This is a genomic window from Micromonospora chersina (genome assembly GCF_900091475.1).
Classification (GTDB): domain Bacteria; phylum Actinomycetota; class Actinomycetes; order Mycobacteriales; family Micromonosporaceae; genus Micromonospora; species Micromonospora chersina.
In genome coordinates this window covers 2,850,234-2,864,140 of record NZ_FMIB01000002.1, presented here as the reverse complement: position 1 = coordinate 2,864,140, position 13,907 = coordinate 2,850,234, and the positions used below count along the sequence as shown (strand labels likewise).

Genomic DNA, 13,907 nt, shown 5'->3' with positions numbered 1-13,907 from the left:
GGTCGTGATCTCCTGGTGGGGGTCGGGCCGGCGGGAAGCAGTGCGGAGGCGGGACCGTTACCCTTGCGGGTAGCCGGACGTGTGCGTGCCGGCCGACTGTGCTCGCCAAACCGACAAACGGGATGTTCGCGTGTTTGACACCTTGAGTGACCGCCTGTCCGGGATCTTCACCAAGCTCCGCGGCAAGGGTCGGCTCACCGACGCCGACATCGACGCCACCGCGCGCGAGATCCGCATGGCGCTGCTGGAGGCCGACGTCGCCCTGCCGGTGGTCAAGGGCTTCATCGCGAACGTCAAGGAGCGGGCGCGCAGCGCCGAGGTCTCCGAGGCGCTGAACCCGGCCCAGCAGATCATCAAGATCGTCAACGAGGAGCTGATCAACGTCCTCGGCGGCGAGGGGCGGCGGCTCCAGTTCGCCAAGCACCCGCCGACCGTGATCATGCTGGCCGGCCTCCAGGGTTCCGGTAAGACCACCCTCGCCGGCAAGCTGGCCCGCTGGCTCAAGGCCCAGGGCCACCAGCCGCTGCTTGTCGCCGCCGACCTCCAGCGCCCCAACGCCGTCGGGCAGCTGCAGGTGCTCGGCGGCCGGGCCGGCGTCGAGGTGTACGCCCCGGAGCCCGGCAACGGCGTCGGCAACCCCGTGCAGGTCGCGCGCGACTCGATCGAGCACGCCAAGCGGGCCGCCCGGGACATCGTCATCGTCGACACCGCCGGCCGGCTCGGCATCGACGCCGAGATGATGCAGCAGGCCGCCGACATCCGCGACGCGGTCCAGCCCGACGAGGTCATCTTCGTCATCGACGCGATGGTCGGCCAGGACGCGGTCCGCACCGCCGAGGCGTTCCGCGACGGCGTCGGCATCACCGGCGTGGTCCTCTCCAAGCTCGACGGCGACGCCCGCGGCGGTGCCGCGCTGTCGGTCCGGGAGGTCACCGGGCAGCCGATCCTCTTCGCCTCCACCGGCGAGAAGTTGGAGGACTTCGACGTCTTCCACCCCGACCGGATGGCCAGCCGGATCCTCGGCATGGGCGACGTCCTCACTCTGATCGAGCAGGCCGAGGCGGCCTTCGACGCCGATCAGAAGGAGAAGATGACCGCCAAGCTGATGGGCGGTGAGCAGTTCACCCTGGAGGACTTCCTCGACCAGCTCATCGCGGTCCGGCGGATGGGCCCGATCGCCAACGTGCTGGCCATGATGCCCGGCATGGGGCAGATGAAGGACCAGCTCGCCGAGCTGGACGACAAGCACTTCGACCGGGTCACCGCGATCATCCGCTCGATGACCCCGGCCGAGCGCACCACCCCGAAGATCATCAACGGCTCCCGCCGGGCCCGCATCGCTGCCGGCTCCGGGGTCACCGTCATGGACGTGAACCAGCTGCTCAACCGCTTCGCCGACGCGCAGAAGATGATGAAGCAGATGGGCGGCATGATGGGCCTCCCCGGTGGCGGCCGGCGCAAGGCCACCAAGTCGCCGAAGAACAAGCGCAAGGGCACGAAGGGCGGCGGGCGGCCGCGCACCGGCGCCGGCGTGCCGGGCGGCTTCCCGGGCGGCATGCCGCAGCTCCCGCCGGGCCTCGACCCGGGCGACCTGGCCGGCGGCCAGGGCCTGCCCCCGGGCTTCAAGCTTCCGAAGATCGACTTCAACAAGCTCGGCAAGGGCGGTGACAAGGGTCCCCGCTGACCATGTGCGTGACGGGGCCCGGCCGGATCGGCCGGGCCCCGCCGCGTGTCCGGCCGGTGCCTCGCCCGTGCCCGCCATCCGGTAGGACTGTGCACATGGCTCTGCATGTGCGCGGTGTGCTCCTGCCGGACGACGAGGTCCGGGACATCTGGCTCGTCGACGACCGGGTCACCTTCGAACCGGTGCCCGGCGCCGAGACGGTCGTGGACGGCGGCTTCGTCCTGCCCGGCCTGACCGACGCCCACTGCCACATCGGCATCGCCCGCGGCGGCGCCCCGATCACCTCCCTCGACCAGGCCCGCGAGCTGGCCCGCACCGACCGGGACGCCGGGGTGCTGGCCATCCGCGACGCCGGCTCGCCGTACCCGTACCCGGAACTCGACGACGAGCCGGACCTGCCGCGACTGGCCCGCGCAGGCCGGCACGTCGCGCCGCCCAAGCGCTACCTGCGCGACATCGGGGTGGAGGTCGGCGCGGCGGAGGTGGCCGCGACGGTCGCCGCGCAGGCCGCCGCCGGCAACGGCTGGGTCAAGCTGGTCGGCGACTGGATCGACCGCGGGGTGGGCGACCTCGCACCGGCCTGGGACGCCGACACCCTGACCGCGGCGGTCGCCGCCGCGCACGCCGCCGGGGCCCGCGCGGCCGTGCACACCTTCTCCGAGTCGGCCGTGGAGATCATGGTGCGGGCGGGGGTGGACTCGGTGGAGCACGGCACCGGGCTGAGCCTCGACCTCATCGACCTGATGGCCCGGCAGGGCACCGCGCTGGTGCCCACCATGATCAACATCCGGACCTTCGGCCACATCGCCGACCAGGCCCGCGCGAAGTTCCCCGGGTACGCCGACCACATGCTCGCCCTGCGCGACCGCTTCCCCGGGGTGGTCCGCGCCGCGCACGAGGCGGGGGTGCCGATCTACGTGGGCACCGACGCGGGCGGCGGCATCGACCACGGGCTGGCCGCCGAGGAGATGCTGCTCCTGCACGAGCAGGCCGGCATGTCCGCCGACGACGTGCTCGCGGCCGCCTCCTGGCGGGCCCGGGAGTGGCTCGGCTTCCCCGGCCTGGTCGAGGGCGGCCTCGCCGACCTGACCGTCTACCCCGAGGACCCCCGCGTGGACCTGCGCGTGGTCCGCACCCCGTCCCGCATCATCGTGCGCGGGCGGGTCCTGCGCTGACGTGCGCTCTTCTCGTTGATCAAGAAGTTTTGCGTCAGTGGACGGGCGTGTCCTGACGCAAACTTCTTGATCAACCCGCTGGTCGGGTGGCGGCGGTCTGGAACAGGTGCAGGGCCAGGGTGGCGAGTTTGTCGGCGGTCTCGTCCACCGGGGTCCGGGGGAGCACGATGTGGCTGACCACCAGGCGGACGATGGTGTCGGCGGCGAACGCCAGTGCCGCCGGGTCGCCCTCGGGCAGGTGGTGGCCGGCCCATTCGAGCAGGGCCGCGGACGACTCGGCGAGCACCAGCTCCGACCGGGTGGTCAGGTAGGGCAGCAGCTCGTCGGAACCGCCGCGGGCGCTGGTCAGGATCGCCTTGACCAGGGGGTTGTCCGCGGCCGCGGCGAGGGTGTGGCGGATGGCCGCGTACGCCGCCGCCCGCACGTCGGGGCCGTGCGCGGCCAGGGCCGCGCGGACCTCGCCGACGAACCGGTCCACCTCGCGTCGGGCGAGCGCCTCGGCCAGGCCGGCCTTGCTGCCGAACTCGTTGTAGACGGTCTGCCGGCTCACCCCGGCGGCCTGCGCCACCCCGCCCATCCGCACGCCGTCCCAGCCGGCGGCGATCGCCTGCGCGCGGGCGGCGTCCACGATCGCGTCCCGCAGCCGCTTCGACGGCTCCAGCTCGGCGCGTCTCGCGCCGCGCAGCGACCTGGAGCCGTCGTTGGACTCCGGCTCGGCGCGTCGGACGCCGCGTGCCGGTCCGGAGCCGTCGTTCGGAAGCTCACCCATCGCTGTCGAAGTCTACGGTCGGGCGGCGCGACACGGCGCGCGCCGACTCCCGGGCGCAGCGGCGGCCCGCCCGGCGCATAGGATGTGCGGTCATGGCACGCGTGCTCACTCCCCGTGCGGAGGACTTTCCCCGCTGGTACCAGGACCTGATCGCCAAGGCGAAGCTGGCCGACAACGGCCCGGTGCGGGGCACCATGGTCATCCGACCGGCGGGCTACGCCATCTGGGAGCGGATGCAGGCCGAGATGGACGCCCGGATCAAGGCGGCCGGCGCGGAGAACGCCTACTTCCCGCTGTTCATCCCGGAGAGCTACCTCAAGCGCGAGGCCGAGCACGTCGAGGGCTTCTCGCCGGAGCTGGCCGTGGTCACCCACGGCGGTGGCAAGCAGCTCGCCGAGCCGGTGGTGGTGCGCCCCACCAGCGAGACGGTGATCGGCGAGTTCATGGCCAAGTGGATCGACTCCTACCGGGACCTGCCGCTGCTGCTCAACCAGTGGGCGAACGTGGTCCGCTGGGAGCTGCGCCCCCGGATCTTCCTGCGCACCAGCGAGTTCCTGTGGCAGGAGGGGCACACCGCGCACGCGACCCGCGAGGACGCCCGGGCGTACGCCCGCCGGATCCTGCACGAGGCGTACGAGGACCTGATGGTCAACGTGCTCGGCATCCCGGTGGTGGTGGGCCTCAAGACGGCCCGCGAGCGCTTCGCCGGCGCGACGGCCACCTACACCTGCGAAGGCATGATGGGCGACGGCAAGGCGCTCCAGCTGGGCACCAGCCACGAGCTGGGCCAGAACTTCGCCAAGGCGTTCGACATCAGCTACTCCTCGGCCGAGGGCGGCCGGGAGCACGCGTGGACCACCTCCTGGGGCACGTCGACCCGGATGCTCGGTGGCCTGATCATGTGCCACGGCGACGACAACGGGCTGCGGGTGCCGCCGAAGCTGGCGCCCGTCCAGGCGTACGTGATGATCGTCAAGGACGGCGAGGGCGTGGGCGAGGCGGCGGCCAAGCTGCGCGACGCGCTGCGCGACGCCGGGGTCCGGGTCGCGCTGGACGACCGGACCGACACTGCGTTCGGCCGCCGCGCCGTCGACGCCGAGCTGCGCGGCTACCCGGTGCGCGTCGAGGTCGGCCCCCGCGACCTGGCCGCCGGCAACGCGGTCGTGGTCCGGCGTACGGACGGCTCGAAGGCGCCGGTCGCGGTCGCCGACGTGGTGGGCGCGGTGCTCGCCGCGCTGGAGGCGGACCAGCAGGCGCTGCACGACCAGGCGCTGGCGTTCCGGCAGTCCCGCACCGTCGAGGTCGGCACGCTGGCCGAGGCCATCGAGGCGGCCGCGACGGGCTGGGCGAAGGTGCCGTGGTCGGCGGTCGGCGTCCAGGGCGAGGCAGAGGCGAACGGCCAGGGCGTCACCGTCCGGTGCCTGCTGCGGGCCGACGGCTCGGTGCCGGACTCCGAGGACGAGCCCGACCTCGTCGCCGTCCTGGCCCGCGCCTACTGAGGTGTAAGGAAGGGCCCCTTCTTAACGCCTGCGGTAGAGGAGGGGTCCCCTGCTAACAAGTCTGGGTGGTGACGTGCGGTTCGCACCGGGCCGGCTGATCATGCACCGGAACGTGCGGCACGGCCGGCTCGGCTGGGTGCGGGCGGCCCGCGTGGTCTCCGACGACGACCGGGGCCTGCTGCTCTGGGTGGCCCGGAACAGCCCGGTCGCGCACGAGGTGACGGCGGCGGGTCTCGGCATGCGCGCGGTCCCCTTCGCCGAGTGGATCACCTCGTCCTACCGGCTCGACCAGGGGCGCTGGAACGGTCCGCCGGTGCTGAAGTTCCTGCCCACCGGCGCCGCCCACTCGGTCTGGTGGTTCCGGGACGCGCACGGTCGGTTCCAGAACTGGTACGTCAACCTGGAGGAGCCCGGCGTCCGCTGGGACGACGGCGCCGTGGCCGGGGTCGACATGGTCGACCAGGACCTCGACGTGGTGGTCCACCCGGACCTGAGCTGGGAGTGGAAGGACGAGGACGAGTTCGTCGAGCGCCTCGCCTTCCCCGGGCACTACTGGGTCACCGACGAGAAGGCGGTCCGGGCCGAGGGGGAGCGGGTGATCCGCATCGCCGAGGCCGGGGAGTTCCCCTTCGACGGCACCTGGTGCGACTTCACCCCGCCCCCCGAATGGGACGTACCGGACGAGCTGCCGCCCGGCTGGGACCGCCCGCCGGTGCGCTGAGCCCGTGTCGTTCGTCACCGTCGCGGGCGACCCGGGTGAGCTGTCCGGGTCCGGTGTGAGAGATCGGGGCCGGACATGGCAGAATGGGTCGCTGGTATCCGGCGCGCGTCCGGCGCCCTCTAACCCGGGCGCGTCGCCAGTTAACCGAGCAGTCTCCGGCCCAACCCCACTGTGCCGGTCGGCGCTCACCCGCCACACCGCCCGCACCGGGCCGGTGAGATCGCAACAGGAGCGAAACAACTGTGGCCGTAAAGATCCGGCTCCTGCGGATGGGCAAGATCCGCAACCCGCAGTACCGCATCGTCGTCGCCGACTCGCGCACCAAGCGTGACGGTCGCGCGATCGAGTTCGTCGGTGTGTACCAGCCGAAGGAGGACCCTTCGGTGATCGAGGTCAAGTCGGAGCGGGTCCAGTACTGGCTGTCGGTCGGCGCGCAGCCGAGCGAGGCCGTGCAGCGCCTGCTGGAGCTGACCGGTGACTGGCAGAAGTTCAAGGGCCTGCCGGCCCCGCCGCCGCTGAAGGTCGCCCCGGAGCGGGCCGACCGCAAGGCGGCGTACGAGGCCGAGGCGAAGGCCGCCGCCGGCGTGGCGGAGACCCCGGCGCCGGCCAAGAAGGCCGCCAAGGCGCAGGCCCCGGCCGCCGAGGCCGAGGCGCCGAAGGCCGAGGAGCAGACCGGTGCCGAGTCCGGCGAGCAGGCCTGACATGGCGCTGCGTCCCGCCCTGGAGCACCTGGTCAAGGGGATCGTCGACCACCCGGATGACGTCCGGGTGCGCATGGTCGACTCCCGTCGGGGCAAGCGGCTCGAGGTCCGCGTGCACCCGGAGGACCTCGGCACGGTGATCGGGCGGTCCGGCCGGACCGCCAAGGCGCTGCGCCAGGTGATCGGCTCCATCGGTGGGCGCGGGGTGCGCGTCGACATCGTCGACTCGTACTGATGCTTCTCATCGTCGGCCGGATCGGCAAGCCGCACGGCATCCGCGGTGAGGTCACCGTGGAGGTGCGGACCGATGAGCCCGAAGCACGTTTCGCGCCCGGGTCGGTGCTCGTCACCGACCCGGGCGCGGTCGCGCCTCCGGCGCCCGGGGCCTACCGGGTGCCGGAGAAGCTGACAATCGAGTCGGCGCGCTGGCACCAGGGGCGGCTGCTTGTCGCCTTCGAGGGCGTGCTGGACCGCGACGTGGCCGAGGTGCTGCGTGGCACCCTGCTCGGCGTGGACAGCGCCGACGTCGCTCCGCCGGCGGACCCGGAGGAGTTCCTCGACCACCAGCTGGTGGGTCTGGCCGTGGTGACCCCGGCTGGTGAGCGGCTGGGCGAGGTGGCCCGGATCGACCACGCCCCCGCGTCCGACCTGCTGGTGCTGCGGCGCCCCGACGGGCGGACCGCGCTCATCCCGTTCGTCAAGGCGATCGTGCCCGAGGTCGACGTCCCCGGCGGACGCGTGGTGGTGGAGCTGCCCGGCGGGCTGCTCGACCTCTGACTGGAGCCACCCCTCATGCGCGTCGACATCGTGTCGATCTTCCCCGAGTACTTCGCCCCGTTGGACCTGTCGCTGATCGGCAAGGCCCGGGCGAGCGGCACGTTGCGGCTGGCCGTACACGATCTGCGGACCTGGACCCACGACGTGCACCGCACGGTCGACGACACCCCCTACGGCGGCGGTCCCGGCATGGTGATGCGGCCGGAGCCGTGGGGTGAGGCGCTCGACGCCCTGGCCCCCCACGAGCTGAGCCCGGACGGGCACACCCTGCCCCGGCTGCTCGTCCCCTCGCCGGCCGGCGTCCCGTTCACCCAGGCCATGGCGCACGAGCTGGCCGCCGAGTCGCACCTGCTCTTCGCCTGCGGCCGCTACGAGGGCATCGACCAGCGGGTGCTCGACCACGCGGCGGGCCGGATGCGGGTGACCGAGGTCTCCCTCGGCGACTACGTGCTCTTCGGTGGCGAGGTGGCCGTGCTGGTCATCCTGGAGGCGGTCACCCGGCTGCTGCCCGGGGTGCTCGGCAACGCCGGCTCGCTGGAGGAGGAGTCGCACGCCCACGGGCTGCTGGAAGCCCCCATGTACACGAAGCCGGCGACCTGGCGGGGGCACGAGGTGCCCGAGGTGCTGCGCTCCGGTGACCACGGCAGGATCGCCCGCTGGCGGCGCGACGAGGCGCTGCTGCGGACGGCGACCCGCCGCCCCGACATGATCGCCGCGCTGCCCCCGGAGAGCCTGGACAAGCGGGACCGGGCGGCGCTGGACCGGGGTGGATTTCAGCCGCCGGCGGGGGATGTGGCAAAGTAGAGGGGTTGCCGCATCCGTCCACGCCGTGGGCGGCTGCGAGGACCCTCGACCGGGGTCGGCGTCGCCGGCACCACCCGGGGGTCAGAATCACCCATCCGCGCATCGACTGACGGTGCGCCGTGAGCCTCACGAGGACACAGCGATGAACATCCTGGACGCCCTTGACGCCCAGTCGAAGCGCGTTGACATCCCCGACTTCCGCGCCGGTGACACCGTGAAGGTGCACGCGCGGGTCGTCGAGGGTAACCGGTCCCGGGTCCAGATCTTCCAGGGCGTCGTCATCCGCCGCCAGGGTGACGGTCTGCGCGAGACCTTCTCGGTCCGCAAGGTCAGCTTCGGCGTGGGTGTGGAGCGCACCTACCCGCTGAACAGCCCGGCGCTCGACCGGATCGAGGTCGTGACCCGCGGCGACGTGCGGCGCGCCAAGCTCTACTACCTGCGCGAGCTGCGGGGCAAGAAGGCCAAGATCAAGGAGCTGCGCGAGAAGCAGCCGGCGAGCTGACTTTTCGTTCGCCACGCCGCCCGAGCTGCGCGGATGTCGTATCGACAGGATCGCATTACCCTGGTCGGTACGGGCGCAGCCGGACGGCGCGAAGCGGTCCACTACCGCCCGTGGGGTCTCCGAGGGGACTCCCGGGCGGTAGTGTCGTTTCCGCGGACCGGAGAGTGGCATGGTGCAGATGCTTGACGAGGACGGCACCGTCGACCCGTGGCGCCGGCGAGCCCGGCGCACCCGCCGGCAGATGCCGCTCTGGCAGGAGCTGCCGCTGCTCCTCGTCGTGGCCTTCTGCCTCGCGGTCCTGATCCGCACCTTCCTCCTCCAGGCCTTCTTCATCCCGTCCGGGTCGATGGAGAACACCCTGCTCATCGGCGACCGGGTGCTTGTCAACAAGGTCGTCTACGACGTCCGCGACCCGGTCCGCGGCGAGGTGGTGGTCTTCCGGGGCACCGACAGGTGGGTCGCCCAGGAGGCTCCCGCGCCGCCGACCAACTTCGCCGGCAAGGTGGGCCGCACCCTCGGCGACCTGGTCGGCATCAGCCGCCCCGGCGAGAAGGACTTCATCAAGCGGGTCATCGGCGTGCCCGGCGACCGGGTCTGGTGCTGCGACAAGGGTCGCGTCGTGGTCAACGGCGTACCGCTGGACGAGCAGGGCTACGTCTCCGAGGACTCGCCTGTCGAGCTGCCGCCGAACCCGAAGGAGTGCCGCTCGCGGCAGTTCACCGAGATCGTCGTGCCGCCCGGGCAGATCTTCGTGATGGGCGACCACCGGCTGGTCTCGCAGGACGCCCGCTGCCAGGGTCCGGTGCCGATCGACAACGTGGTCGGCCGCGCCTTCATGATCGTCTGGCCGTCGCAGCGGTGGACCACCCTGCCGGTCCCGGAAACCTTCGCCGACCTGCCGAGACCCAACGCCGCGCCGGCCCGGCCCGCCCCGGTGGATCCCGACCCGGTGGGTGGCGTCGTCCTCATCCTCCCGGTCACGGCCGCCCTCTCCGTTCTCGCGCGTTCGGGGCGACCGCGCCAGGGCCGGCAACGTAGGCTCCACCCGTGATTGACGAGCAGACCGAGAAGCCGCGTAGCTCCTTCTGGAAGGAGCTGCCCATCCTCCTGGGCGTGGCGATCCTGGTCGCAGTGCTGGTTCGTGCCTTCGTGCTGCAGACCTTCTTCATCCCCTCCCCGTCCATGGAGAACACCCTCAAGATCGACGATCGGGTGCTGGTCAACAAGCTGGTGTACGACTTCCGCTCGCCGCACCGGGGCGAGGTGATCGTCTTCAAGGCGCCCACCGAGTGGAGCGGCAATCCGGAGGGCGAGGACTTCATCAAGCGGGTGATCGGTGTCGGTGGCGACCACGTCGTCTGCTGCGACCGCACCGGCGGCCAGGAACGGCTGATCATCAACGGCAGGGCGATCGACGAGCCGTTCATCTTCCCCGGCAACAAGCCCGCCGACCAGGACTTCGACATCACCGTGCCGAAGGGCCGGCTCTGGGTGATGGGCGACCACCGGGAGGCCTCCGGTGACTCGCTGGAGCACTGGCAGCAGTCCGGCGAGGACATCACCGAGGCCACCATCCCCGAGGACCAGGTGGTCGGGCGGGCCTTCACGATCTTCTGGCCGGTCGGCCGGGCGAGCTGGCTCAGCGTGCCGGAGCAGTTCGACGGCATCCCCAATCCCTGACCTGTCGTCGGCCCGGCTCCGCGCCGGTGGCCGCGTTCCGGGAGCCGGAGGGCGTGGTCGTTCGTCGGAGGCGTCTGGCAGGCTTGGGCGGTGACCGTCTACACCCCTCGTCGCGCGGCCCGGGTGCTGCTCGTCGACGCGTCCGACCGGGTGCTGCTGTTCGAGGGCAGTGATCCGGCCCGGCCGGGCCACCGCTACTGGTTCACCCCCGGCGGCGGCCTTGACCCGGGGGAGACCCCGGCCGCGGGCGCGGCCCGCGAGCTGGCCGAGGAGACCGGGCTGCGGCTCGCCCCGGCCGAGCTGGGCCCGCCGGTCTGGGCCGAGACGGTCGAGTTCCCGTTCGACGGGGTCTGGTACCGGCAGGAGCAGGAGTTCTTCCTGGTGCGGGTGCCGAGCTGGGAGGTCGACACGGCGGGCTTCAACGAGATCGAGCGGGCGACAATGCACCGGCACCGCTGGTGGGCGGTCGACGAGTTGGCCGCCAGCGACGAGCGCTACTACCCCGACGATCTTCCTGCCGTGCTTGCCCGGGCGCTCGGCGCCGGTGTGGCGCCGGCCGGAGACGGCGGTGCGGCGTGCTGACACCTCCGCGCACCGTGGTGCGCCGCGACGGTGGCCTCTACGCGCTGGAGCGGGCCCTGCAACGGCGCGGCTTCCGGCACGTGGCCGGCGCCGACGAGGCCGGCCGGGGCGCCTGCGCGGGGCCGCTGGTGGCCGCCGCCGCGGTGCTGCCCGAGGGGCGGCGCGGCGAGATCGACGAGCTGGCCGACTCCAAGCTGCTCACCCCGGCGGCCCGCGAGCGCGTCTACGACGAGGTGGTGGCGCGGGCCCTGGCGTACGCCGTGGTGGTCATCCCCGCCGACGAGGTCGACGCGCGGGGGCTGCACGTGTGCAACCTCGCCGCCATGCGCCGGGCGCTCGCCTCGCTGACCACCCGCCCCGAATACGTGCTGACCGACGGCTTCGGCGTGGACGGGCTGGACGTCCCCGGGCTGGCGGTCTGGAAGGGTGACCGGGTGGCCGCCTGTGTGGCGGCGGCAAGTGTGCTGGCCAAGGTCACCCGGGACCGGATCATGGTGGAGCTGGACGAGCGGTACCCGGGCTACGGCTTCGCCGAGCACAAGGGCTACATCACCCCGGAGCACAGCGCCGCGCTGCGCGAGCGGGGGCCCTGCCGGGAGCACCGCTTCTCGTACGTGAACGTGGCCACCGTCTCCGGACGGGACGGGCGGCCGCCCCGCTCGCGCCGGCCGGCCGCCGGCAGCCCCGAGGAGGCGCTCTTCGGCGTCACCGAGGAGGCGTTCACCGATGGCCCGGACGAGCCGATGGAGCGCTCCGGCGCGCCAGGGGGTACCGTCGGCGTGGCGTTGGGCGAGCAGCCGCGACCTCCGGCGCCGGTGGGGGAAGATGTGGTCATGGAAGGCGGAGTGCGATGAGCGCGGAAGATCTCGAGAAGTACGAGACCGAGATGGAGCTGCAGCTCTACCGGGAGTACCGCGACATTGTCCGCCAGTTCTCCTACGTGGTGGAGACCGAGCGCCGCTTCTACCTGGCGAACCAGGTCGACCTGCACGTGCGCAACTCGGACGGCGAGGTCTACTTCGAGGTCGAGATGCACGACGCCTGGGTGTGGGACATGTACCGCCCCGCGCGGTTCGTCAAGAATGTCCGGGTAATGACGTTCAAGGACGTCAATGTGGAAGAGCTCGAAAAGCCCGACATCTCGCTTCCCGCAGACTCCGGATTCGGCAGCTGATCCGGGTCGGCGGGCCGCCCGGCCCGCCGACCGAAGCGGATCACTCCGCCAGCACGACCACCTCGACCCGCTGCACCAGGTTGTTCGCGAACCCGCCCCGGTTCCACGGCTGCTCGACCGGCTGGGTCCGCCCGGAGGCGTCGACCGCCCGGGCGCCCAGCACGTGCCGCCCCGGCGTCGCCCGCCATGACACCTGCCACCGCCGCCACGCCCACGCGCCACCGGTCGGCTCGTCCAGGGTCGCCGGCACCCACGTCGTACCCCCGTCGAAGGTCACCTCGACGGCCGTCACCGGCGCGTGCCCCGACCAGGCCCGACCGTCCACGGTGCACGGGCCCGGCCGCAGCACCCGCTTCCGTGACATGAAGTCCGGGAAGCCCGGCGGGCGGACCAGGGCGCGGGGCTCGATCCGGGTCACCGGCACGCCCGGGTCGTCGGCGTCCTGCCGGAGCCGGTAGGCCACCGCGTTCTGGTAGCCGTCGAACGGCTCGGTCAGCACCCGGATGTCGCGCAGCCACTTGACGTGCGCCATGCCGTACCAGCCGGGCACGATCAGCCGCAGCGGCGCGCCGTGCTGCGGCAGCAGGGGAGCGCCGTTCATCTCGTACGCCAGCAGCACCTCCTCGCGCAGCGCGTCCGCCACCGGCAGCGCCCGCTGGTAGTCCTGCTCGACGCCGCGCTCCACCCCGTGGTCGGCGCCGGTGAACACCACGTCCAGCGCGTCGGCGGCCAACCCGGCCTCGCGCAGCAGCGGGGCCAGCGGGGTGCCGGTCCACTCGGCGTTGCCCACGGCCTCCACCAGCCACGGCTGGCTGACCGGGCGAGGGTGCAGCAGCGCCCGGCCGTTCCCCGCGCACTCCAGGGTGACCCGGTGGGTGACCCGGGGCCGCTCCCGCAGCGCCGCCAGGTCGAGGCGGAGCGGGCGGTCGACCGCCCCGCCCACGGTCAGCGCGTGGGCCGCCGGGTCGACGTCCGGGATGTCGTAGTGGATGAGCAGGTAGTGCAGCCCCGCCGGGGTCACGTCGTAGCGCAGCGCCTCCAGCGGGATGCCGTGGTTGCGCGCGGCCAACTGGAGTTCCTCGGCGCTGATCGCCTCGTCCGGCCCGGCGACCCGGGAGGGCCCGCTGACGTCGTCCACAGTGGTCATGTCGCTGCTCCTCGGCCGGCTCAGGGGTGGGTCAGGCGGTCGTAGCCGATGAACGCGAACATCGCCGCGCCCGGCTCCAGCGGGCGGGGCGGGCCGGTGAAGCGGTGCACGCCCACGCCCACCCCGTCGGCCGGGCTGCTCACCGCGACCGGCGCGAAGCCCTCCTCGGCGAACCAGTCACAGATCGCGGGCACCAGGTCCGGTTCGTGGCGGTGCCGGGTCCAGAAGACCGTGCCGCCGGTGGCACAGAGCGAGGCACAGTGCCGCACGGTGGCGCGGATGTCGGCGTCGGTGATGTTGCCGAAGATCCCGCAGGCTACGACGAGGTCCGCCGGCACGAGATCGGCGTACCGGTCGGTCAGCGCGGCGTCCCCCACCACCACCTCCACGCCGGTCAGCCCGGCCTCGGCGACGGCGCGCCGGGCCACCTCGGCGTTGCGCGGGTCCAACTCGACCAGGCGCGCCGTCACGTCGTGGCCGCGTGGGTGGGTGGCGAGCACCGGGATCAGGTCCCGCCCCTGGCCGGCGCAGAGGCTGATCGTCCGCAGCGGCCCGGGTGGCGCGCCGTCCAGCGCCTCCGCGATGCGGTCCCGCACCTCGGCGAGCCGACGGGACAGGGCGGAGTCCGGCTGGTCGTAGTCGGTGTGCCAGGCGTACCAGTCCTTCGTCACGCGGCCAGCATAGGCGGGGCG

At 72.7% G+C, this 13,907-nt stretch carries 16 protein-coding genes and 1 pseudogene; 14 read left to right on the top strand and 3 right to left on the bottom strand.

The features are described from left to right. Positions 1-130 precede the first annotated feature (130 nt). Both ffh and GA0070603_RS12980 read left to right on the top strand, forming a co-directional pair. Entirely contained in the window at positions 131-1,684 is a 1,554-nt protein-coding gene (ffh, locus tag GA0070603_RS12985; RefSeq protein ID WP_091312431.1) for a signal recognition particle protein, read from the top strand. A gap of 95 nt (positions 1,685-1,779) precedes the next feature. Beyond that, positions 1,780-2,859 carry an amidohydrolase family protein gene (locus GA0070603_RS12980; protein ID WP_091312423.1) on the top strand — a complete coding sequence of 360 codons (1,080 nt, stop codon included), beginning with the start codon at positions 1,780-1,782 and terminating at the stop codon, positions 2,857-2,859. A gap of 70 nt (positions 2,860-2,929) precedes the next feature. Here the strand turns inward: GA0070603_RS12980 and GA0070603_RS12975 are convergent, their stop codons facing one another. Beyond that, the gene (locus GA0070603_RS12975) at positions 2,930-3,502 is read right to left on the bottom strand and encodes a TetR family transcriptional regulator (RefSeq protein ID WP_244282705.1); all 573 of its coding nucleotides are present in this window, start codon (positions 3,500-3,502) and stop codon (positions 2,930-2,932) included. A 218-nt stretch (positions 3,503-3,720) separates the two neighbouring features. Here GA0070603_RS12975 and proS point away from each other — a divergent pair, with 218 nt between their 5' ends. The 12 genes and pseudogenes from proS (at position 3,721) to GA0070603_RS12915 (ending at position 12,068) form a co-directional block, all read left to right on the top strand. Further along, complete coding sequence (gene proS, locus GA0070603_RS12970; protein ID WP_091312419.1) at positions 3,721-5,127, top strand: proline--tRNA ligase; 1,407 nt, start codon at positions 3,721-3,723, stop codon at positions 5,125-5,127. Between the two features lie 73 nt (positions 5,128-5,200). Continuing rightward, positions 5,201-5,848 carry a ribonuclease FAU-1 family protein gene (locus tag GA0070603_RS12965; protein ID WP_091312414.1) on the top strand — a complete coding sequence of 216 codons (648 nt, stop codon included), beginning with the start codon at positions 5,201-5,203 and terminating at the stop codon, positions 5,846-5,848. Between the two features lie 242 nt (positions 5,849-6,090). Continuing rightward, complete coding sequence (gene rpsP, locus GA0070603_RS12960; RefSeq protein ID WP_091312409.1) at positions 6,091-6,549, top strand: 30S ribosomal protein S16; 459 nt, start codon at positions 6,091-6,093, stop codon at positions 6,547-6,549. Continuing rightward, positions 6,524-6,784, top strand: a complete 261-nt coding sequence (locus GA0070603_RS12955; RefSeq protein WP_030500803.1) for an RNA-binding protein — start codon at positions 6,524-6,526, stop codon at positions 6,782-6,784. Before rpsP ends, GA0070603_RS12955 begins: the two co-directional genes overlap by 26 nt. Then, complete coding sequence (gene rimM / locus GA0070603_RS12950; RefSeq protein ID WP_091312401.1) at positions 6,784-7,326, top strand: ribosome maturation factor RimM; 543 nt, start codon at positions 6,784-6,786, stop codon at positions 7,324-7,326. Before GA0070603_RS12955 ends, rimM begins: the two co-directional genes overlap by 1 nt. Before the next feature lie 15 nt (positions 7,327-7,341). Next, positions 7,342-8,130: a tRNA (guanosine(37)-N1)-methyltransferase TrmD gene (gene trmD / locus GA0070603_RS12945; protein ID WP_091312395.1), complete on the top strand. Its 789-nt coding sequence runs from the start codon at positions 7,342-7,344 to the stop codon at positions 8,128-8,130. 142 nt (positions 8,131-8,272) lie between these two features. Beyond that, on the top strand, positions 8,273-8,632 hold the full coding sequence (rplS, locus tag GA0070603_RS12940; protein ID WP_091268704.1) for a 50S ribosomal protein L19: 360 nt from the start codon (positions 8,273-8,275) through the stop codon (positions 8,630-8,632). A gap of 169 nt (positions 8,633-8,801) precedes the next feature. Then, positions 8,802-9,670 (top strand): annotated as a pseudogene (gene lepB / locus GA0070603_RS12935) (signal peptidase I). 9 nt (positions 9,671-9,679) lie between these two features. Next, complete coding sequence (gene lepB / locus GA0070603_RS12930) at positions 9,680-10,312, top strand: signal peptidase I (protein WP_091312388.1); 633 nt, start codon at positions 9,680-9,682, stop codon at positions 10,310-10,312. A 90-nt stretch (positions 10,313-10,402) separates the two neighbouring features. Then, on the top strand, positions 10,403-10,894 hold the full coding sequence (locus GA0070603_RS12925) for an NUDIX hydrolase (protein ID WP_091312384.1): 492 nt from the start codon (positions 10,403-10,405) through the stop codon (positions 10,892-10,894). Further along, positions 10,888-11,748, top strand: a complete 861-nt coding sequence (locus tag GA0070603_RS12920) for a ribonuclease HII (RefSeq protein WP_091312379.1) — start codon at positions 10,888-10,890, stop codon at positions 11,746-11,748. The genes GA0070603_RS12925 and GA0070603_RS12920 overlap by 7 nt, the downstream gene beginning before the upstream one ends. Further along, entirely contained in the window at positions 11,745-12,068 is a 324-nt protein-coding gene (locus GA0070603_RS12915) for a DUF2469 domain-containing protein (RefSeq protein WP_011905215.1), read from the top strand. The genes GA0070603_RS12920 and GA0070603_RS12915 overlap by 4 nt, the downstream gene beginning before the upstream one ends. Before the next feature lie 40 nt (positions 12,069-12,108). On the opposite strand, the gene GA0070603_RS12910 is transcribed toward GA0070603_RS12915, so the two are convergent. Both GA0070603_RS12910 and GA0070603_RS12905 read right to left on the bottom strand, forming a co-directional pair. Continuing rightward, the gene (locus GA0070603_RS12910) at positions 12,109-13,215 is read right to left on the bottom strand and encodes a sulfite oxidase (RefSeq protein WP_091312377.1); all 1,107 of its coding nucleotides are present in this window, start codon (positions 13,213-13,215) and stop codon (positions 12,109-12,111) included. Positions 13,216-13,235: 20 nt separating this feature from the next. Beyond that, a complete protein-coding gene (locus GA0070603_RS12905) occupies positions 13,236-13,886 on the bottom strand; it encodes a class I SAM-dependent methyltransferase (RefSeq protein WP_091312374.1) in 651 nt (216 codons plus the stop codon). Positions 13,887-13,907 lie beyond the last annotated feature (21 nt).